At 54.7% G+C, this 21001-nt stretch carries 12 protein-coding genes; 8 read left to right on the plus strand and 4 right to left on the minus strand.

From position 1 onward, the window contains the following. Positions 1-277 precede the first annotated feature (277 nt). Positions 278-1429 carry a tyrosine-type recombinase/integrase gene (locus H8Z83_RS17035; RefSeq protein ID WP_187016163.1) on the plus strand — a complete coding sequence of 384 codons (1152 nt, stop codon included), beginning with the start codon at positions 278-280 and terminating at the stop codon, positions 1427-1429. Positions 1430-1893: 464 nt separating this feature from the next. On the opposite strand, the gene H8Z83_RS17040 is transcribed toward H8Z83_RS17035, so the two are convergent. Further along, on the minus strand, positions 1894-2820 hold the full coding sequence (locus tag H8Z83_RS17040) for a LysR family transcriptional regulator (protein WP_187016164.1): 927 nt from the start codon (positions 2818-2820) through the stop codon (positions 1894-1896). Positions 2821-3074: 254 nt separating this feature from the next. Between H8Z83_RS17040 and H8Z83_RS17045 the strand changes: the two genes are divergently transcribed. From H8Z83_RS17045 to H8Z83_RS17065, 5 genes are all read left to right on the plus strand, one after another. Continuing rightward, on the plus strand, positions 3075-4274 hold the full coding sequence (locus H8Z83_RS17045; RefSeq protein WP_187016165.1) for a trans-sulfuration enzyme family protein: 1200 nt from the start codon (positions 3075-3077) through the stop codon (positions 4272-4274). An 85-nt stretch (positions 4275-4359) separates the two neighbouring features. Beyond that, the gene (locus tag H8Z83_RS17050) at positions 4360-5562 is read left to right on the plus strand and encodes a M20 family metallopeptidase (RefSeq protein ID WP_187016166.1); all 1203 of its coding nucleotides are present in this window, start codon (positions 4360-4362) and stop codon (positions 5560-5562) included. A 74-nt stretch (positions 5563-5636) separates the two neighbouring features. Next, entirely contained in the window at positions 5637-7028 is a 1392-nt protein-coding gene (locus tag H8Z83_RS17055) for an AbgT family transporter (protein ID WP_187016167.1), read from the plus strand. Positions 7029-7112: 84 nt separating this feature from the next. Further along, a complete protein-coding gene (locus H8Z83_RS17060; protein ID WP_187016168.1) occupies positions 7113-7784 on the plus strand; it encodes a DUF6198 family protein in 672 nt (223 codons plus the stop codon). A gap of 1428 nt (positions 7785-9212) precedes the next feature. After that, positions 9213-10364: a tyrosine-type recombinase/integrase gene (locus H8Z83_RS17065; RefSeq protein ID WP_187016169.1), complete on the plus strand. Its 1152-nt coding sequence runs from the start codon at positions 9213-9215 to the stop codon at positions 10362-10364. Between the two features lie 411 nt (positions 10365-10775). Here the strand turns inward: H8Z83_RS17065 and H8Z83_RS17070 are convergent, their stop codons facing one another. Continuing rightward, on the minus strand, positions 10776-11792 hold the full coding sequence (locus H8Z83_RS17070; protein ID WP_187016170.1) for an FAD:protein FMN transferase: 1017 nt from the start codon (positions 11790-11792) through the stop codon (positions 10776-10778). A gap of 328 nt (positions 11793-12120) precedes the next feature. On the opposite strand from H8Z83_RS17070, the gene H8Z83_RS17075 reads away from it, so the two are divergent. Continuing rightward, the gene (locus H8Z83_RS17075) at positions 12121-16560 is read left to right on the plus strand and encodes an S-layer homology domain-containing protein (protein WP_187016171.1); all 4440 of its coding nucleotides are present in this window, start codon (positions 12121-12123) and stop codon (positions 16558-16560) included. A 1439-nt stretch (positions 16561-17999) separates the two neighbouring features. After that, a complete protein-coding gene (locus H8Z83_RS17080) occupies positions 18000-19151 on the plus strand; it encodes a tyrosine-type recombinase/integrase (protein ID WP_187016172.1) in 1152 nt (383 codons plus the stop codon). Positions 19152-19197: 46 nt separating this feature from the next. Here H8Z83_RS17080 and H8Z83_RS17085 read toward each other — a convergent pair whose 3' ends face one another. Next, positions 19198-20142, minus strand: a complete 945-nt coding sequence (locus tag H8Z83_RS17085; RefSeq protein ID WP_187016173.1) for an IS3 family transposase — start codon at positions 20140-20142, stop codon at positions 19198-19200. 2 nt (positions 20143-20144) lie between these two features. Beyond that, the gene (locus tag H8Z83_RS17090) at positions 20145-20576 is read right to left on the minus strand and encodes an HTH domain-containing protein (protein ID WP_187016174.1); all 432 of its coding nucleotides are present in this window, start codon (positions 20574-20576) and stop codon (positions 20145-20147) included. Between the last annotated feature and the right edge of the window lie 425 nt (positions 20577-21001).

Below are 21001 nucleotides of genomic sequence, written 5' to 3' on the forward strand. Positions count from 1 at the left end.
AGCTCGAACGCTTGGCTCATCAAAGAAACCGTCCATCCATTGCCCTCCCATTATAACAAAAATAAGCATAGCATCCGAGCCTTCATTTGCGCTTCGGGTGCTATGCTTATTTTGTACCAACTAAAGAGAACGCCCCCGGCAGCGCAAAAATTGCGTCGCCATAGACAAAGATAGGGCATCCAGCGCAAATGATAACTTTCTGATAACAGTTCCGCTTTCCAGTAGCTTTCCTCTGTTGTTTACGGTATGGTTTGCCGTTACAAAGGAGGCTGATACCATGCCAAAAAGACGAGCAAACGGCGAGGGCAATATCCGAAAACGAAAGGACGGACGATGGGAAGGACGCTACACAGTCGGTCACGATCCAGAAACCGGGAAGTCCATCATCAAGAATGTTCTCGGCAAGACACAGGCAGAAGTCAAGGAAAAGCTGAAAAAGGCAATCGAGGAAAACATCGGCATCGACTATGGGCGGGCCAAGACCTACACAGTGGGAACATGGCTGGAGGTCTGGATGGAGAACTACGCCAAGGTGAAACTCAGACCGTCCACGTTCAAGACCACCCAAGGCTTTCTGAAGAACCACATCAAGCCGCAGATCGGCGGCATCCCGTTGGCAGATCTCACTTCTCTGGACTTACAGAGATTCTACAAACATCTGTTGGACGGCGGGCGGGTAGACCGCATCGAGGCCAAGAAAAAGCCGAAAGGTCTGGCTCCCAAAACAGTGCGGAACATCCACCAGATGATCGGCTCGGCGTACAATCTCGCCATGGAGCAGAAGTTGGTGAGCAAGAATCCCGCGCAGGGCTGCGCCCTGCCGAAAGTCGAACACAAGGAGATGAAAACCCTGACCGCCGACCAGCTCAGCGCCTTCTTCCGGGAGGCCAGGGACAGCGGTGTGTACGAACTCTACTACCTCGACCTCGCCACAGGACTACGCCGTGGGGAACTGCTGGGACTGAAATGGACGGACGTTGATCTCGACCGTGGTGTGCTGAAAATCCAACGTGCCATTTCACGGCAGAACGGCAAAGTGGTGGAAGCCCCACTGAAAACGAAAAACGCCTACCGCACACTGCCCCTGTCGGCGGATGCGATAGACGTTCTGATGCAACAAAGAAGAAAAACGGGCAACAGCGAATGGGTATTCCCATCGCCCACCGGAGGCCCCATGTCACCGGACAGCGTGCTGCACATGCTGCACCGAGTCCTAAAGCGGGCAGGGTTGCCGAAGGTGCGTTTCCATGACCTGCGCCACACCTTCGCAACGCTGGCACTGCAAAACGGAGTGGACATCAAGACCGTGTCTGGCATGCTGGGGCATTTTTCGGCAGGCTTCACGCTGGACACCTACGCTCATGTAACGACCTCCGCCAAGCGTGAAGCGGCAAAAACAATGGGTAACATCCTCTCTGGTGCGGTATAATCCTTTCCGCTATCCGCTCCCGTTGGGGTCAGCGTTTGGGTCAGAAAAAATGGCAAGTAAGATATTGGACGCAAAAGTACGGGAAAAGTCCTGATTTCGCAAGAAATCAGGACTTTCTGGTTGCGGAGACAGGACTCGAACCTGCGACCTCCGGGTTATGAGGCAGTCTCAAGCACAAATCGGAGTCATTTCGGCTCCGATTTGTGCTTTTTACCACCATTCGTTCGGCGGATTTTCCGTTGTTTCCGTCCAGCCCTGCCCGCTTTTTTCGGATCCTGGGTCAAAAGTGGGTCAGGGTATGCGAACGCTCAGAAGCGTTTTCACAGGATAGTCTTGCGGTGTGGAAGTCATCAAAGCGGCGTCTGCGACGCCGCTTTGATGCTGTCAAGATTGCTTGTTTTAAAGCTCGCTGTATGGAAAACACATCCGTTCGGAACGTTTTTGTCCATAAACATCGGATAAATTTACAGGCTTCCGGTGCAGCAGTCATCCTGGGCTTCCTGACAGAACTTGAGGAACTGTTCACATTCGGCATCCAGCATATATCCGCGTTTGGTGATCCAGCCGACCTGCATGGTCGTGTCAGCGGGAAGGGAGAGGGGGCGGGTAATGAGATCGGATTCGCTGTAGCCTTCCAACAGCCAGCCGGAGCCAAGGTTATAACATTCTGAGTGGCGGATGATATTCAGCATGGAGCTACGGTCTGATACGGCGATGGATTTTTGCGGATGTACGGGGAAAAAGACCTCCTCAGTATAGCCGTATGGATCGTTGCCGCCGTCGTAGAAGATATATGGGTAAGGACTGAGCATGGAGAGGGTGATATTGGGTTCTTTGGCAAGCGTATGGTTCTTGGACAGGAAAACATGGAGCTGGTTGCTGCAAAGACTGTGGAATTCCAGATTGAAGCGCTCAAGCTCATGCTGAATAAACTCTGCGTTGGTATCATAGTAGGATATAAAGCCAAGCTGACTCCGACGGGCTGCCACATCCTGAATGATATCGCTGACTTTTCCCTCCTGAAGACGGATAAAATAGTTGTGTTCCTTCAATAGATTTGCCATTTTTGCAACTGCTTTCGCTACAAAAATATAGTAACGGGAGGTGATGGACATTGTAATCATGCCCTGAGGTTCCGTTTGCAGATAGTGATCCTGCATGGTATGGAACTGTTTGATCAGACTGTAAGCGTCATGGAGAAATTCTGTGCCGCGGCTGGTGAAGGTGATGCCCCGGCTGCTGCGTTCCAGCAGGGGAAAGCCCAGTTCACTTTCCAGCTGCTTGATCGCCTTGCTGATGCCGGACTGAGAGACAAATAGATTTTGGGCTGCCTGGTTGATCGAATTGCTCTCTGCTAGCGCAACCAGATACTGTAACTGCTGAAGTGTCATAGAGGTTCAGGACTCCTTTGCTGTTGAAAATATAGCGGCTGTTCAGGCAGGAACAGAGAGCCTGTACAATCCTGTTCACAATACGCAATACAGACAAATGCCTTTTGTACGCCACTCGAGTAATGACTTTTACTCATATCGCTATGTGAAAAACAGTTGCTTCACTTCTAAGAATGTACCTGTTATAATACAAAAAAGCAAGGGGTTCCACCAAACTTTTATGCTAAAATGAACAAGGAGAAGGGACGACCATCATGAAAGAAAGTCACATGAGAACAAAGCTGGCCCATACAGGTGATTTGGAGCTGGCGAAGAAAATTCAATCCAGTGTTTCTGTTCCAAAGGTGCTGCCTATCTATATGAGCAGTGTGTTCACGTTTGATGACGTGCCCTCTCTGGATGCTGTTTATGCAGGAGAGGCCGATGGCTATGTGTACTCCAGAATGACCAATCCCAGTACGGATGCCGCGGAAGAAATGCTGGCGGCAGCTGAGGGGGCTGATGGTGCGCTGGTGTTTTCCTCAGGCATGGCGGCGATCATCAATGCCATTATTGCCAATGTGCAGGCCGGCGACCACATCGTTTCCTCGCCAGTCCTATATGGCGGCGTATATGATTATTTTAAGCATGAACTGCCCCGCTTTGGCGTGGAGGTCACCTTTGTGGAGTTTGATGACCCAGCCAAGGTGGAGGCTGCTATCCGCCCCAATACCAAGGTGGTCTACACTGAGACCATCAGCAATCCCTTGATGGAAGTGAATGACCTGCCCGCCATTGCCGGGATCGCCCACGCCCACGGCTGCAAGCTCGTGGTAGACAATACCTTCGCCACCGCCGCCGTGGCCCGGCCATTGAGCATGGGCGCCGATATTGTGGTCTACAGCGCCACGAAGTATTTGGGCGGTCACAGCGATTTGATCGGCGGCGCGGTGGTGTCTGACAAGGAAAACATTGCCCAGATCCACCGCTGCTTCACGCTGTACGGTGCCATTATGGGTCCCATGGAGGCGTGGCTGCTGTGCCGGAGTCTGCGGACCTTGGATCTGCGAATGGAACAGCACTCTAAAAACGCTTTGAAGGTGGCGCGGTTTTTAGAGGGCCATCCCAAGGTTGAGAAGGTTTACTATCCCGGTCTGGAATCCTCTCCCTCGCATGGACTGGCCGCCAAGCTGTTTGTGGACGGCCGCTGCGGCGGTATGCTCAGTGCCGATATTGCCGGCGGCGAGCAGGGGGCCAGCGCCTTAATCCGTGAGTGCTCCACGATTAAGTTTGTGCCCAGCCTGGCCAGCTTTGCCACCACGATCTCCTATCCGGCCAAGACTTCCCACCGAGCCTACAGCCCTGAGGATATGAAGGCCGCAGGCATCTCCATGGGGCAGCTGCGATTCTCCATTGGTCTGGAGGATGCGGAGGACATCATCGCCGAGTTGGATGAGGCGCTGGAGAAGGTCTAAGCGTTCTATTGCATGATCTCCGGCTGCTGCGGGACACAATTCCCACGGCAGCTGGTCTTCATAAAACATGAAAAGTGAGGAAGCTATGAACGAGGTATTGAAAACGATCGCCGCGAAGTACAAGGATGACATTGTCCATACCGCTTCGGAGCTGATCCAGCGCAACTCCCAATCTCTGCACGAGGGCGAAGTGGCCGCTTATGTGCAGGAGAAGATGAAGGAACTGGGCTACGACAAGGTGGAGGTGGACCGCTATGGCAACGTGTTCGGCACCATGAAGGGTACCGGCGGCGGCAGTTCTGTGATGCTCAACTGCCACATGGATGTGGTCTACGAGGGTGATGAGAGCCTGTGGCCTTACCCCCCCTACAGCGGCGCGATCGCCGAGGGCCGGGTCTGGGGCCGGGGTGCCTCCGATACCAAAGGCACCATGGCCATTCAGATCTATGTTCCCTTCCTGCTGAAGGAAGCCGGCCTGCTGCCCAAGGGTGACATCATCACCGCCGCTGTGATCTCCGAGGAGATCGCCGGCTACGGCGCTATGGTCCACACCCAGGAGAACCGAATGCTGACGGATTACGCCATCGTAGGTGAGGCTACGGAGAATGACATTGCCATCGGTAGCCGAGGCCGCTGCTGCGGCGTCATCACCATTACCGGCAAGTCCTGCCACGCTTCTATTCCCCATGTGGGCCACAATCCCTTCGATTTTCTGGCCCAGTTGCTGCCGGAACTGCAAAAGGTCCCCATGGGCAGCGACGGACTGTTCGGCAGCTCCACTATGTCCTGCACCCGCATCACCTCCTCTGAGGAGGGTACCAATATCATCCCCAATGAGATCGTGCTCTATGTGGACTACCGCCAGAGCGGGGACGATACCCCGGAGGAAGTCCAGCGAAAGCTGGAAGCTGCCATCGCAAACTGCCATGTGGACGGCGTCACCGCTAAGGCGGAGCTGCTCTACTTCCCCCTGACTACCTATACCGGCGTGGAGGGACGCGGCTATCAGGGTGAGAATCCCTTCGTCGCCAGCGCTGACGCCGAATATATCCAGAAGGTCAAGGCCGCCATTGAGGACGCCGTGGGCCGCGAGATTCAGACCAAGCCCTGGGCCTTCGCCACCGACACCGGCCACTATGCCGCCAAGGGCGTCAAGTGTCTGGGCTATTCTCCGGCAGAGATCAAGCTGTGCCATACCACCCGGGACAGCATCGACATTGCCATGATGGAGGAGGGCACCGTAGGCTATCTGGCGGCAGTTCAGACCCTAGCCAACGAGCCTAAGTAAGCGTCCGGGCTTTCTGCGCCCATAGGGAATCCCTGCTTTACGCAGCTTTGATATTTGGAGAGGAGAAGAAACCTATGAAACAGAAGAAACCCTTAAACCTAAACCCCTTTGTCCTGATTTTCGCGGTAGTTGTTGTGGCGTGGCTGTTCACGTTCATCATTACCCCCGGTACCCTGGTAGACGGCGTTTATACCGCTCTGCCCAAGAACGCCTTTAACTTTAACAATGTATTCAACCTGTTCCGGGCCGTGCCCATGGGCATCAAGGATACCTCCAATCTGGTGATCCTGGTGCTGGTGATCGGCGGTGCGCTAGAGATCTACAAGAGCACCGGCGCCATTGACTCCAGCATCACCAAGATGGTCCATAAATTCGGCTCTGGCTCCCGCACGTTCCTGCTGATCGCCTTGATGGTGCTGTTTTCCGTCATCGGCGGCTTCCTGGGCTGGATCGAGACCCTGATCCCCTTCGCACCCCTGGTGGTGGCTATGATCCTGGCACTGGGATATGACGGCATCGTGGCCTGTGCCGTGCTGATCATCGGACTGATGGGCGGTTTCGTTACCGGCCCTACCAATCTCTACACCGTAGGCGTGTGCAACGGCATTTTGCAGAACATGGGCCTGCTGTCCGCTGACAGCGACGTGTTCGTAGGCTTGGGCTTCCGCGCCGTGCTGTGGGCTATCATGACCATCATCGGCGTGGCCTACACCGTGGTGTATGCCAACCGTATCGCCAAGGACCCCGCAAAGAGTTTAGTCCACGGCGTAGACGTCTCCGATCTGGTGCTGGACACCAGCAAGGACGTCACCGTTACCGGCCGCCACGTGGCGGTGCTGCTGAGCATTTTGGCCGCTATGATTATGACCGTCATCGGTATGCAGAAGGGCTTCGGCGGCGTGAAGTGGGGCATTGATGACGTATCCGCCGTTTTCTTGGCTTCCGCGCTGTTCTCTGGCATCGTAGGTAAGCTGCATCCCTCTGAGATTGCAAACTCCTTCGTTAAGGGCGCCGGCGGCGCTGTGGGCGGCGCGCTGGTGATCGGCTTCGCTCGTGGCGTGTACTGGGTCATGAACTCCGCCAACATCAATGCCACCATCGTTTATAACGCCACGCAGCTGCTGAAGGGCCTGCCCCCGCTGGCCGCCGCTATCGGCATCGTAATTCTGGTGTCCTTCATCAACGGCCTGATCCCCTCCGGCTCCGGCAAGGGCGCTCTGCTGGCTCCCATCATCGTTCCCATCGCTATGGAGCTGGGCCTCACCAGCCAGACCGCTGTTCTGGCCTATCAGTTCGGCGATGGCATCACCAATATGTTCTGGTTCAGCTACGGCACCCTGATGATTTTCCTGAACTATGCCAAGGTGCCTGTCCAGAAGTGGTACAAGTTCTTCCTGCCCTTGATGGCCATCTATTTCTTGTTCGCGTTCGTTTCCATGGGCGTGGCCATTGCCATCGGCTTCTAATCTGATTTACCATAATAATTGCTTTGCCGGGGCCGCTGGTTTGATCCCAGTAGCCCCGGCATCCTTATAACAAGGAGGCTCTCCGTGTCTGTTCAGAGGAAACAACGATTGATTCATGCGGTGGAAATGCTGGCAGGCGTCACAGTTTTGTGCGCAGGCGTCACATTGGGCATTATCGCGGGACTGGGGCAGACCACCTCCACGGCGGCAGCCTCCGCTATTGCGGGCGCCGCCGGGATCAAGGTGGGGACCGCCAGCATTTACCTGTACGGCGTGTTTTTTTTGCTCCAGATTCTCATGCTGCGGAGCAAGTTCAAGTGGGGGCGCTGCTTCCAACTGCTTCCCATTTTGGCTCACGGCGTTCTGCTGAACTTTTTCCGCTACCGCTTTGCGCCGTTCCAGCACCTTGCTCCCCAAGGGTATCTCCAGCAGATGCTTTGCTTCTTGTGCGGAATGGGGCTGATCAGTCTGGGCTTTACCATTACCAAAAACTGCAACTTCACCAACTATCCCGCCGAGGCGTTCTGTGCGCTGGTAGCGGAACGGGTCCGTATGCGCTATGGTACCTGCAAGATATTTTTGGATTTTGCCTATGTGATTTTTGCTCTGCTGATTTGCTGGCGGGCCGGTCTGGGGCTGGGCGTGGTGCGGGAGGGCACGGTAATCTTTGCCTTGCTGGACGGTGTGCTCATCAACCTGATGACCCCGGCAGTCCGGGGCTGCTTTGACCGACTTGACCATATCCTAAAAACGTAAACGATGCTGAAAGAAAACCAATATGAGATTCTTAGGAGGAAGAACGAATGAACCTCATAGTGAGCCTTGCAGCTCTCTTGTTGTGCCTATCATAGAGCGAATACAACGAAAGCGAAAGATATTGATCAGTTTATGAGTCACTCATAAATTTTATGGTGCAATCGAAATTACGATCTTGTGGTATAAGTTGATGACGAATCTAATACAATTAGACAACCGAAACTTGATGAATCCATGCATCCCAACGAGACCGTAGTTGTTCTGTTGGACGCAATTCTGCTGGAAGCACAAAGCCCCGCTGTGGTTGGGGGAGGGAAAGCGTTTGCAACTGAAATTGCCGACAGGGATATCTGCATATTAGCAGAAAAAGGGACCGCACAGAGAATACTGCTTAGCAACCTCAGAAAACGGCAAATGAGCCCTTTTGACAAGCGGCCGTCCGGCATTTCAGAAGCACACAAAGCGCACCGAGGGTGGTGATACCACCCGTGCCTCGCACACGCGGAAAACCATGAGCGCCGGATGTACAAATCCCGATTTCGGCAGAAACGAAAAAGATTACGCAGCCCAGCGGGGCCGCGACGCCTGCGGAACAGCGACGCGCATAAGCGCATCGCTGTTCCGCAGGCTCTCTGCATTCTTCAAGAGCGCCTCCGACCAAGACCCAAAAGCGGCAAAGTTTGCCGTTCTGACACCTGGCCACGCAGGGTTTCCGAAACGTGTGAAACGCTCCGAGGGTAGTAATAGCGCCCCCATCCGAAACAGCCCCTGTTTCGGCGTGTAAGCGCTTGTGTGCGATTCTTTGAGCGAAGGCGAATGTGTACCCACTTTCAGGAGTAAAAGCGAACGTGGAGCGTTTGCGCCGGAGGTGTTGAAGGTCGTGTGACCAACGTGTTGGAAACGTTGGTATGAGTGCGTTTGCTGCGCTTTTCGCAGCTTTTTCGAGGACGAAAAAGAAAGCAGGATAAAGGGCTGGCGTCGGAACCGACGCTCTGCCCAATCACTTCTGCCCGCAGTGCGGGCAGTTGACGGGGGTTTCAGCGCAGTCGGTTGTGGCGTCTTTTGTGAGAGATTTCAGAACGGCTGGCGTCTTAGTTCCCGCAAACGCAGATGTCCCAAGGATTTTGGTGGTGCCTTGTGGTCGTTTCGGAAGGAAATCGAGGTAATCACCTTCGCGTGATCAATGGTGCAGGGCAAGCGTGTTTTGAGTCACCGCAGTCGATGAAAAGAGACTTTCAAGCGTTCAAAAATCGCACCGCTGTAACTAAAGAGAACGCCTCCGGCAGCGCAAAAATTGCGCCGCAATAGTCAAAGATAAGGCGGCGCGGCTCCGAGGTGCAAATGATAACTTTCTGATAACAGTTCGACTTTCGGGTAGCTTTGTTCCCTTGGTTACGGTATTGTTCGTTGTCGAAAGGGGCTGATACCATGCCGAAAAGACGAGCGAACGGGGAAGGGAACATCCGAAAGCGCAAAGATGGACGCTGGGAAGGCCGGTACACGGTCGGTCACGATCCAGAAACCGGCAAAGCCATCATTAAAAACGTCCTCGGCAAGACGCAGGCCGAGGTTAAGGAGAAACTGAAAAAAGCCATCGAGGAAAATGTGGGAATCGACTACGGACGGGCCAAGAACTACACCGTGGGTAACTGGTTAGAAGTGTGGTACGAGAACTATGCCAAAATCAAGATGCGCCCATCCACCTATCTGACCTACCATGGCTACATCGAAAACCACATCAAGCCGCAGCTCGGCAAGATCCCGTTGAATGATCTGACGACGCTGCATCTGCAACAGTTCTACAAGAAATTGTTGGCGGAAGGGCGGGTAGAGCGAATCGAATCACAGAAACAGCCCAAGGGACTGAGTACCAAAACAGTACTCAACATCCATCAAATCATTTCCTCTGCCCTGAAGCTGGCAGTCGAGCAGCGGCTGATCGCCCGCAACCCGGCAGACGGCTGCGCGCTGCCGGAGGCGGAGCGCAAGGAAATGCAGACGCTTCCCGTTGAGCAGCTGACGTCCTTCCTCCGCGAGGCCAAGGACAGCGGCGTGTTCGCCCTGTACTACATCGACCTGACCACCGGCCTGCGGCGGGGCGAGCTGCTCGGATTAAAATGGTCGGACATTGATTTGGAAAAAGGAGACCTCCGGGTTCAACGGCAGATCGGGCGCATCGACGGCAAGATCATTGAGATGCCGCTGAAAACGAAAAACGCCTACCGCACCTTGCCGCTGTCGGCAGATGCGATCAGCGTTCTGATGCAGCAAAGAAGAAAAACGGGTAACAGCGAATGGGTATTCCCCTCGCCGACGGGAGGCCCCATGTCGCCGGACAGCGTGCTGCACATGCTGCACCGAGTCCTAAAGCGGGCAGGGCTGCCAAAGGTGCGTTTTCATGACCTGCGCCACACCTTCGCAACGCTGGCACTGCAAAACGGTGTGGACATCAAAACCGTATCTGGCATGCTGGGGCATTTTTCGGCAGGGTTTACGTTGGACACCTACGCTCATGTAACGACCTCTGCCAAGCGTGAAGCGGCAAAAACAATGGGTAACATCCTCTCTGGCGCGGTATAGTGCTTTCCGCTATCCGCTCCCGTTGGGGTCAGCGTTTGGGTCAGAAAAAACGGCAAGTAAGTTATTGGGCGCAAAAGTGCGGAAAAAGTCCTGATTTCGCAAGAAATCAGGACTTTCTGGTTGCGGAGACAGGACTCGAACCTGTGACCTCCGGGTTATGAGGCAGTCTCAAGGGAAAATCGGAGCCGTTTCGGCTCCGATTTGTGCTTTTTACCGCCATTCGCTCGGCGGATTTTCCGTTGTTTCCGTCCAGCCCTGCCAGTTCCAATTCTATTCTGGGTCAAAACTGGGTCAAGGTCATAGATTTTAATTGCGCAGGCAATTAAGTGGCTGAACACATTCGTGGGAACATCAGCCTTAGAAAGCGGCGCATATCATAAAATGTAATTATTTCACTCTGCTGGGGACATTTTACCGTTCAATCACGCTGACCGGTGTATCCGCATACTGCTCCGTCAACGCAAAGCGATCCCGCAAGCCCTCCGTAATGTAAACCTCGCCGGATGCTGTCACAAACACAGCCTCAAAATCGCCGCTCTGCGCCCACAGATCAGCCGCCTTTTCAAGCCCCATGACAAACAATGCGGTGGAAAGTCCATCGCAGACCACGCCTTCATCTCCCACGATGGTGACGGAAATCAGGCCGCTGTCAGCCGGATGCCCGGTAGATGGGTCCATGATATGCCAATAGGTCTGGCCGTCCTGTTCAAAATACCGCTCATATCCGCCGGATGTTACCACGGCCTGATCTTCCACAGAGAGTACCATCATGGCATCCTCACCCTGCGGGTCCTTAATACCGATCTGCCACGGGGAACCGTCCGGCTTTGCGCCCACCGTCTGCACATTGCCGCCAAGATTCAGCAGAGCGGACTGCACGCCGTGTTCCCGCAGCATTTGTGCCGCCAACTGACCGGCATAGCCCTTGGCAACACTCCCGAGGTCGATCTCCATTCCCTCCGGCAGGGTGACGGTGCCGGTGGCTGCATCATACTGAATCTTCCGATAATCCACAAGAGGAAGCAAGGCTTGAATCTCCGCCTCGTCCGGCACCTGATAACTGCCGGTGGTGAAGCCCCACGCCCGGACAATGGGATAGATGGATAAGTCCAGCGCACCATCCGTGCGGCGGCAGATTTCCAGCGCCTGCTCCATCAGCGAAGAAGCTTTCCCGGTCAGCGTACCGGAGCCGGTCTGGTTGATGGCATACAGTTCGCTGTTCGCATCCGTAACGGACACCAGAGATTCCAGAGAGGCAATCAGCGATTCTGACTGATCGATCAGCCCGGATTCCCCATAAATCGTAAAATCCATCACGGTATCCATGGCGAAAAAGGTGCCCTGGACTGGCTCCGGCGAAGATTCGGCGCTGCAGCCAGTCAGAAACAACAGGGCGGACAGCATTGCAGATATGAAGTGTTTTTTCATGGGATTCTCCTTAAAACAAATGAAATGGGCATTGACGAACTATTCGGAACGTGTTAAAATATGCGCCGAACAGTTAGAGAACTCTAACAAAAACGCGTTGAACAAACTTTACAGGTACTGTCGTTCCTGTATTTTTTTGCAGCAGTGGTTAGAGACGACTAACTAAGTAGGAGTATATCACAGAAGGGAGGCACTTTCAAGATGCGGGCGGCAGGAGATGTTAAAATGCTGCCGCATTCAAATGGAAAATGAACTTCAAAAGAAAGGACGGGCGCGCCCGTCATGCATTCCATGGAATGCATGAAACTATTCTGAACAGGAGGAATTTATGAAAGGGATACAAAAGCGGCTGGGATCGCTGCTGATGGCGGCGGTGATGCTGCTGTCACTGGCAGTTACCCCGGCCATGGCGGCAGGGGAGAAAGAACCGCCGACAGAGGTGAAAAGCCTTACCGCGGGGGAAATTTATAATACAATTTTGAGTTTTCAATTTGAAAATACTGATTGGCTGAATGCTATAACAGCGGTTGCTGTAAATGACGATACCTATCAAAGCAGCGGCAGCGTGAACTCTTTTACTGATGCAGGAAACTGGGGTATGGGTACTGCGTATGGTGCCTATGGCAGCTATACTGCACTCCAGATTGTTATGAAGAGCGGTACAACTTACCCCGCAACGATTAAATTTTCTGCAACCGGGTACAAAGATTTGACGGTGAAAGTGGAAAAAAGCGGCAGTGACTACACAGCCACTGTCATTGCAGATTCCGGCAGCTCCGGCAGCGAACCGGAACCCCCCACCCCCCCGGAAAAGAAAACAATTGATTTGAGCAAAGTCAGCTTTGCCAAGAGTTCCGATGGAAATGATTGGCAGGTAACCTTTGGGGAAGACGGGTATGCGGAAAAGATTACCGCCGTTACCGTGAATGGTAAACCTTGGAATGCAACTTCGTTTCTTGCAGACGGCGGTAAGTACAAAATTTCCGACGGTAAGCTGCTGTTTGCACGGAATAGCTATGGCGGCACGGCTGCGCTGAAAAGCGGCGATGTGATCACCATCACTGCCGATGGCTATGAGGCTCTGACCTTCAAGCTGGTCATCAACACAGACGGCAGCGCTTCTGTCGAAAAAAATGACGGCAAGGGCGATCCGCTGGAGCTGCACGTCAAGCTCGTAGGCAGCTTCGAGGCGGCCATCGTCGGCCAGAAGAATTACGACGGCGTTTCCAGTGCCAGCGTCGGCGGCGCTTCCAGCAACAAGAACAGTGCTGTCACCGTTTACGGCGCATTGGTGAAAAAAGGCAACGACCCCACGGACAAGGATTGGGAAGAATTGAATCATCAATCCGAAATCCAGCTGGTGGGCAGCAAGTGCTCCGTCAGCATCGTACCGGACACCGAAAAGGGAACGCCTGCCGCCGCCGACAGCGGCATGGAAGGCGTCTACATGACTATCAGCAGCGACCTGACGCTGAACGGCACGCCGAAGGACGCGGGCAGCTATCTGATATCCGTTCATATTGAGGACAACCAAGGCCGCACAGCAACCAGCAATGCCCTGCCCTTCCGTATCTATACCGGCGAGGAAACGCTGGCAGACCAGATCAAAACCGAAAATCTGAATCAGTATTCCAATGGCCTGTACGCATGGGATATTATGGAGCCGTGGGCCATTAAAAACTTCGGCAGCAATGTGACTGGTGAAGAAAACAGTGTTCGTGTGCCGAAAGATTTGGAGGTCTGGTACGGCTCTCACCAGAGCGGCACCTACGGTGTGTTGGGCAATGACATTGCTTGGGACGATGTGAAAGCGGGCAACATTCCCCAGACGCTGTATATCCCCAATGGTTGCAACCTGACGCTGATGAATATGAAAGTGCTCAGCAGCGTCCGCATTGTGGTGGAAAAAGGCGGCAAGTTGACCCTGCGGGATTCTTCGGTGCAGGGCATCATTGATGTGCAGAGCGGCGGCACCTTCTCCATGAACTACGATTCCTACGAAGGGAAATTTGAAACCGGTGCGTCCCTCTGCGGCCAGCTCCGCATGGAAAGCGGCTCCACGCTGGAAAATGCCGCTATCTATTCCCACACCAACTATCTGGCCAACGGCGATCTGACCGACCGCTCCAATGATGAAGCCGTGGTGCTCACCACCGGCGATGTGACGGTCAAGGGCCAGGTATTCATCAGAGGTGATGATGCCGGCGGCACGGAGAAGGGCCAGACGGCTCTGAAAGTCCAGAACGGCACTCTGACGCTGGAGGACGGCGCGGTTCTGGCAGCCTATGGCGGCGATGGAAAGACCCTGCTGTATCCCAACGGCGGCAGCGCCATCGAATTGGACAACGGCACTATTTCCGGGAATGGCAAGGTGATCGCTCTGGGCGGCAGTGTGCTGTTCGGCTCCGGCAGCAGCGCGGTTTCCAGCAGCGGCACGATCACTACGACCGAGGCATATATTCAGGGCGCGACCGCCTATAATCGTGCCGGAAAGAATGCCCAGCCCGGCAAGTCCCATGATGCGTCTGTGGCGATCAATTCCGGCAAGAAATATGTGGCAAACGGGACACTGGTAGACGGCACTAATGACCCGCTGGCAGACCTGTACTGGAAAACCGGCATTGATGCAGCCCCGGATCTGAACAAGTACGAGATTCCTGCCAATTCCGGCTATGTGCTGATGAACATTCCCTATGCCGAGTTCTACGCGGCAGAAAAGGATGCTAATGGCACTGCGGCGAAGGTAGACGCGGTTTCCTCCGCAACCCTGCAAAAAACGAGAAGCAAGCTGGCGGAAGGCTCCTATCATGTGAACGCAGATGGATCCGATATCTCCGGCGTGATCTACCCGGTATATGTAGCCGACCTCTCCGCACTGTACGGCTACAACCAGGTGAAGGACAGTGATAGGCTCACCATCACTGTAACGCCGAAGGACAAAGAAATAACGACAACGTATACAGGCAAGGACACACTGTTTGAAAATCCGGATCACGCGTATTATGTCCTTGCTGAGGCACCCACCTATTACAAGACGCTGACCGTTAAGTCAGACGGCTCCTTCTCCTTCGGCAAGGCCACCGCGGCAATGACGAAACTTGTCGGTATTAGCGTCAGCCTGAAGACTGGTAGCCACCGTGCCTATTATAAACTGGAGGTTTCCGGCAAACTGCCGAAAAATATCAAATCGATGGTTTCCGCAGTGACGTTACACACCACGGACGGCCAGACCTACGGCCTGCGCCATGTGGCGGAGATCTGGCATGGTACGAAACTGGGCTTTGAAGATACCGGCGTCTATGCGGGGCTGCAAGGCAAGACCATCGACAAGATCACCTATTATCTGAACGACGGGACTGTCCGTACCATCAGCACCAATATCACGGTTCCCTACAGCTCCAGAGGCGCGTCCGTTTCCGTTGCCGACGCAGGAAACACCGCAATGGAAACGACGGTCACTACGGCAGGTCTGCCGGAGGGTTTTGTGCCGAGTTACGCCGTGACAAAGGGCGATGAAGGCCTCAGTGAATTCAAGTTCACCGTTGCCGATGGAAAACTGACCTGGGAGGGAACACCCGCTTTCGGCGTTTACACACTGACGGTCAGTGACGGTGCCGGAAAGTATGCGCCGGTTTCCACGACGTTTGAACTGAAAACAGCGGATATTATCGCAAAATATGATGCTTCCAAGAAGGCGCTCGTCAAGGCATCGGATGCCATTACCGAGGAGCAGTTTGCTGCCTATCTGAAAGCAATTTCTGCGGTATCGGTTGATGGCACCAGCTATGCAGCTTCCGGCAAAGGCTCTGTGACCATCGTTAAGACGGATGGCGTGATCGACCTGACCGCACAGCCGTTCTCCAAGGGTGAGGGCGCAAGCTACAACTTGGTTGTCAAGGCAACTGGCTATCAGGATCTGACCTTCACCGTGACTACCGCAAAGAAGTCTAACAGCGGTTCCGGTTCCAGTTCCTCCGGCTCTTCCGGCAGCAGCTACGCTGTATCCGCACCCAGCACCAAGAACGGCGATGTGACCGTCAGCCCCAAGAACGCCTCCAAGGGCGACCGGGTGACCGTCACCGTGACCCCTGATAAGGGCTACGAGTTGAACAAACTCACCGTCAAGGATGCCAGCGGCAATAAGCTCAAGCTCACCGATAAGGGCAACGGCAAGTACACCTTCACCATGCCCGGCAGCAAGGTAACTGTTTCCGCAGAGTTTGTCGAGGAGCAGGCGGCTTCCATCTTTGCGGACGTTCCCACCGACGCTTATTACGCCAAGGCTGTGGAATGGGCTGTGAAGAAGGGCATCACCAACGGCAAGGCCAACGGCCTGTTCGGCTCCAACAATCCCTGCACCCGTGGTCAGATCGTGACCTTCCTGTGGCGGGCCGCCGGTTCTCCCACTCCCAAGGGCACGGCCACGGTTCCCGCCGACGTGCTCCCCGGCAGCTACTGCTATGACGCGGTGGCTTGGGCGCTGGAAAACGGCATTACCAACGGCATGGCAGATGGTACGTTTGGTGTCAACAACACTTGCACCCGTGGCCAGAGCGTGACGCTGCTGTACCGTGCCATGGGCACCGCTCCCACCACGGTGAACGGCTTCACCGACGTGGCGGCCGGCGACTTCTACGCCGAGGCTGTGGCTTGGGCCGTGGAGAACGGCGTGACCAACGGCACGTCCGCTTCCACCTTCAGCCCCAACGCAGGTTGCGCCCGCGCCCAGATCGTCACGTTCCTCTATCGTGCCTATCAGAGCAAGTAAGGGAAATACAGACAAAAGCGAAAGAACCAGCGGGTTGCCCGCTGGTTCTTCCGGTATCTGTAAAGAAAAAGGGATAATATTTTGCGCTGCTGGAATCAAAGAAGAATCGGGCAAGGCAAGGAAACGGCGAGTTAGCCGCTTTGACAAGCGGGCACCGGGAGTTTCGACAATATGCGGAGTACGCCGAGGGTAGTGATACCGCCTTCACCTCGCACACGCAGAAATCCCCGTGTGCCGAGCGTGAGAAATACAACATAGGCAGACCGAAAAGAATGTTGCGCAGCCCAGCGGGGCTGCGGTGCCGAAGGAAGCGGACACACGCCATAGGCGTGCATCCGCTTCCTCCGGCTGTTCTTTTGCCTGATGAGGGACGGTCAAATGCCATGCACGATTGCACAAAAGTGAAGCCCCCTGTTTCGCCGTGTGAGCCGTTGTGTGCGATCCTTTGAGCAAAGGCGAGTGTGTACCCGATTTCACTCGTGAAAGCGAATGTGGGCCGTTTGTGCGAGAAGTTGAACAACGCGATGAGGAACGGTTGGGGATAAAATTTATGGCGGCAATTTCGCCGGATTTTTCTCTCTCTGCTGATAGTGGGGGTCACAGAGAACCGGGAAATGTATGTATATAAAAGCGTGGCGGAATAAAAGGAATTTCGCTGGCAGCACAAAGACGCGCTGTGGCCAGGGGAGGGACGCCCCCTGTTTCGCCGTGTGTGCCCTTGTGCGCGATCCTTCTCCGAAAGGCGAGTGTGTACCCGCTTTCATGCGTGAAAGCGAACGTGGGCCGTTTTGCAGGCGATTGCGACAAGAGCTTTTTTGCCGTGTGGTACCCATTGATGGAAGTAGGGGATGGGTGTTTGTAACGGCGTTTGAGAGACCCTTGAAGTCCGTATGACCGATGCATTAGAAGCGTTGATATGACTGCGTTTCCTGCGCTTTTCACGGCTTTTTCGAGGACGAAAAAGAAAGCAGGATAAAGGGCTGGCGTCGGAACCGACGCTCTGCCCAATCACTTCTGCCCGCAGTGCGGGCAGTTGACGGGGGTTTCAGCGCAGTCGGTTGTGGCGCCTCTTGCGAGAGATTTCAGAGCGGTTGGCGTCTTAGTTCCCGCAAACGCAGGTGTCCCAAGGAATTTAGTGGTGCCTTATGGCCGTTTCGGAAGGAAATCGAGGTAATCAACACCGCGTGATCAATGGTGCAAGGCAAGCATATTTTGCGCCGCTGTAGTCAATGGAAAGGGCTTCTTGACCGTTCGAAAATCGCACCGCTGTAACCAAAGAAGCGTACCCTCCGGCAGCGCAAGAATTGCGCCGCAATAGACAAAGATAGGGCAGGGAAGTTCCTCCAAACTCAAATGATAACTTTCTGATAACTGTTCCGCCGTTGGATAGCTTTCCTCTGTTGGTTACGGTATTGTTCGTTGCGAAAGGGGCTGATAACATGCCAAAGCGACGAGCGAACGGTGAAGGCAACATCAGAAAACGAAAGGACGGCCGCTGGGAGGGCCGGTACACAGTCGGTCACGATCCGGAAACTGGCAAGGCCATCATCAAAAATGTTCTCGGCAAGACGCAGGCCGAGGTCAAGGAAAAGCTGAAAAAGGCCATCGAGGAAAATGTGGGCATCGACTATGGGCGGGCCAAGACCTACACCGTGGGTAACTGGTTAGAAGTGTGGTACGAGAACTATGCCAAAATCAAGATGCGCCCATCCACCTATCTGACCTATCATGGCTACATCGAAAACCACATCAAGCCGCAGCTCGGCAAGATCCCGTTGAATGATCTGACGACGCTGCATCTGCAACAGCTCTACAAGAAATTGTTGGCGGAAGGGCGGGTAGAGCGAATCGAAGCACAGAAGCAGCCCAAGGGACTGAGCGCCAAAACAGTGCGTAACATCCACCAAATCATTTCCTCTGCCCTGAAGCTGGCAGTCGAGCAGCGGCTGATCGCCCGCAATCCGGCAGACGGCTGCGCACTGCCGAAGGCGGAGCGCAAGGAAATGCAGACGCTTCCTGTTGAGCAGTTGACGTCCTTCCTCCGCGAGGCAAAAGACAGCGGCGTGTACGAGCTCTACTACCTCGACCTGACCACCGGCCTGCGGCGGGGCGAGTTGCTCGGATTAAAATGGTCGGACATTGATTTGGAAAAAGGAGACCTTCGGGTTCAACGGCAGATCGGGCGCATCGACGGCAAAATCATTGAGATGCCGCTGAAAACAAAAAATGCCTACCGCACCCTGCCTCTGTCGGCAGACGCGATAGACGTTCTGATGCAGCAAAGAAGAAAAACGGGTAACAGCGAGTGGGTGTTTCCGTCCCCGACGGGAGGCCCCATGTCGCCGGACAGCGTGCTGCACATGCTGCACCGCGTTCTAAAGCGGGCAGGGCTGCCGAAGGTGCGTTTCCATGACCTGCGCCACACCTTCGCAACGCTGGCACTGCAAAACGGAGTGGACATCAAAACCGTATCTGGCATGCTGGGGCATTTTTCAGCAGGCTTCACGCTGGACACCTACGCTCATGTAACGACCTCCGCCAAGCGTGAAGCGGCAAAAACAATGGGCAGCCTTCTCTCTGGCGCGGTATAGTGCTTTCCGCTACCCGCTTAAAGTGCTCCCCAAGTCAAGGACATTTTCATTTGACCCATAGCGGCAGCATACCGGCGGGGTACTCACCTGTGGTGATGTAGTGGTAATATTCGTTAGGGGATAGCTTCGCCAGATCCCACTGGCAGCGGTCATTGTTGTAGTAATCCATCCAGCGGTCAATGGAGGCTTTGGCGGCCTCAAAAGACGTCCGCCCCGGGATCTCACTGGCCAGTTCGTCCTTCATGTGCCAGAAGAAGCTCTCTTGGGGCGCGTTGTCCCAGCAGTTCCCTCTGCGGGACATGGACCGCCGCAGTGCGCTGTTCTCCACCAGCTGGATGAACTTCAGACTGGTGTAGTGGGTCCCCTGGTCGCTGTGGATCACGGTCTCCTTGCTCAGCGAGATCCCATGGTGCTTTACCAGCAGCTGGACCGTTTCCAAAACAAAATCCACTTCCAGCGATTCGCTCATCGCATAGGCCAGGACCTGCTTTGTGCAGGAATTCAGGATCGTGGAGAGGTAGCAGAATCTGCCGCGGAGCGGGATGTATGTGATGTCCGTCAGGAGGATGGCTCTCGGCCCATGAGACTCGAATTCCCGGTTGACCAAATTCTCCGCGGCGCTGCCCATTCGGATGGATCGCTGCAATCCGCGGTAGGGATTCGGCTTTCGGATGGGGCAGGTGAGCTTGTATTTCCGCATCAGGCGGCGGATCTTCTTCACGTTCATTCGGATACCCATGTGCAAAAGCCGCATATGAATGCCGCGAACGCCCTTTGCGTAGCCCCGGAACCGGTATGCCTCCAGGATCTGTTCGAATGCCGCCCGGTCCTTCGCCTCCCGCAGCTCTCTGTTTTTTTCAGAACGCACCCAGTTGTAGTAGCCGGAGCGGGAGACACCTGCCAATTCGCACAGGTCTTTCACGGTGAGGATGTTGTTCCGATCCGCCAACGCGGCGCGAATGGCCTCAAATCTCTCTCCGGCGCTGTCCATGGCTATTCTCCCAGCTTGCCGTGCAGCCGCATGACTTTTTTTAAGAACGCCATCTGCTGCTGGAGACACAAAATCTCCCGTTTCATGCGTCTGGCGGCTTCGTCAGACGGGGCGGACGCCCCCTCTGTCTGGTTGTTCCCGCCGCCTGGTATACGCACACCGCCCCGGGCGCCCTCATGAAAGCCCTCCGGCGATCTGGCCTCCCGCCGGATGCGCTTTGTAGTATTGTGGATCCGCTCGAAACCCAGAACTTCCGTGTTATAGCCCAGCTTGCGGAAGGCGGCTGTGCCGGTGTAGCCCTGGAGATTGAGCGCCCAGAACGCCTCCTTGAAAGCGAGGGTGTAGGATATGCTGTTTGCCGTCACCCGCAGCGTGTAGGGGTTTGCCTGCAGATGCTTCAGTTCCTCTTGTGTGAATTTCTTCTTCGTGCCCATACAGCACCTCCGTTCGGTAGTTCTATCATAACACAGGTGCGGCGCTTCTGACCCTATGGGTCAAATGCGTGTCCGCCGAACGGGGCCATGGGTCAAAATCTCGTGTCCATTTTCTTGGGTACAGTTTAGCTCCCGTTGGGGTCAGCGTTTGGGTCAGAAAAAGTGGCAAGTAAGATATTGGACGCAAAAGTGCGGAAAAAGTCCTGATTTCGCAAGAAATCAGGACTTTCTGGTTGCGGAGACAGGACTCGAACCTGCGACCTCCGGGTTATGAGGCAGTCTCAAGGGCAAATCGGAGTCATTTCGGCTCCGATTTGTGCTTTTTACCGCCATTTGTTCGGTGAGTTTTCCATTGTTTCCGTCCGGCCCTACTCGCTCCGATCCTGTTCTGGGTCAAAAGTGGGTCAGAGGCGGTAATATCCGGA

The sequence above is a fragment of the Dysosmobacter segnis genome (assembly GCF_014297285.1).
In the GTDB taxonomy this organism is placed as follows: Bacteria; Bacillota; Clostridia; order Oscillospirales; family Oscillospiraceae; genus Oscillibacter; species Oscillibacter segnis.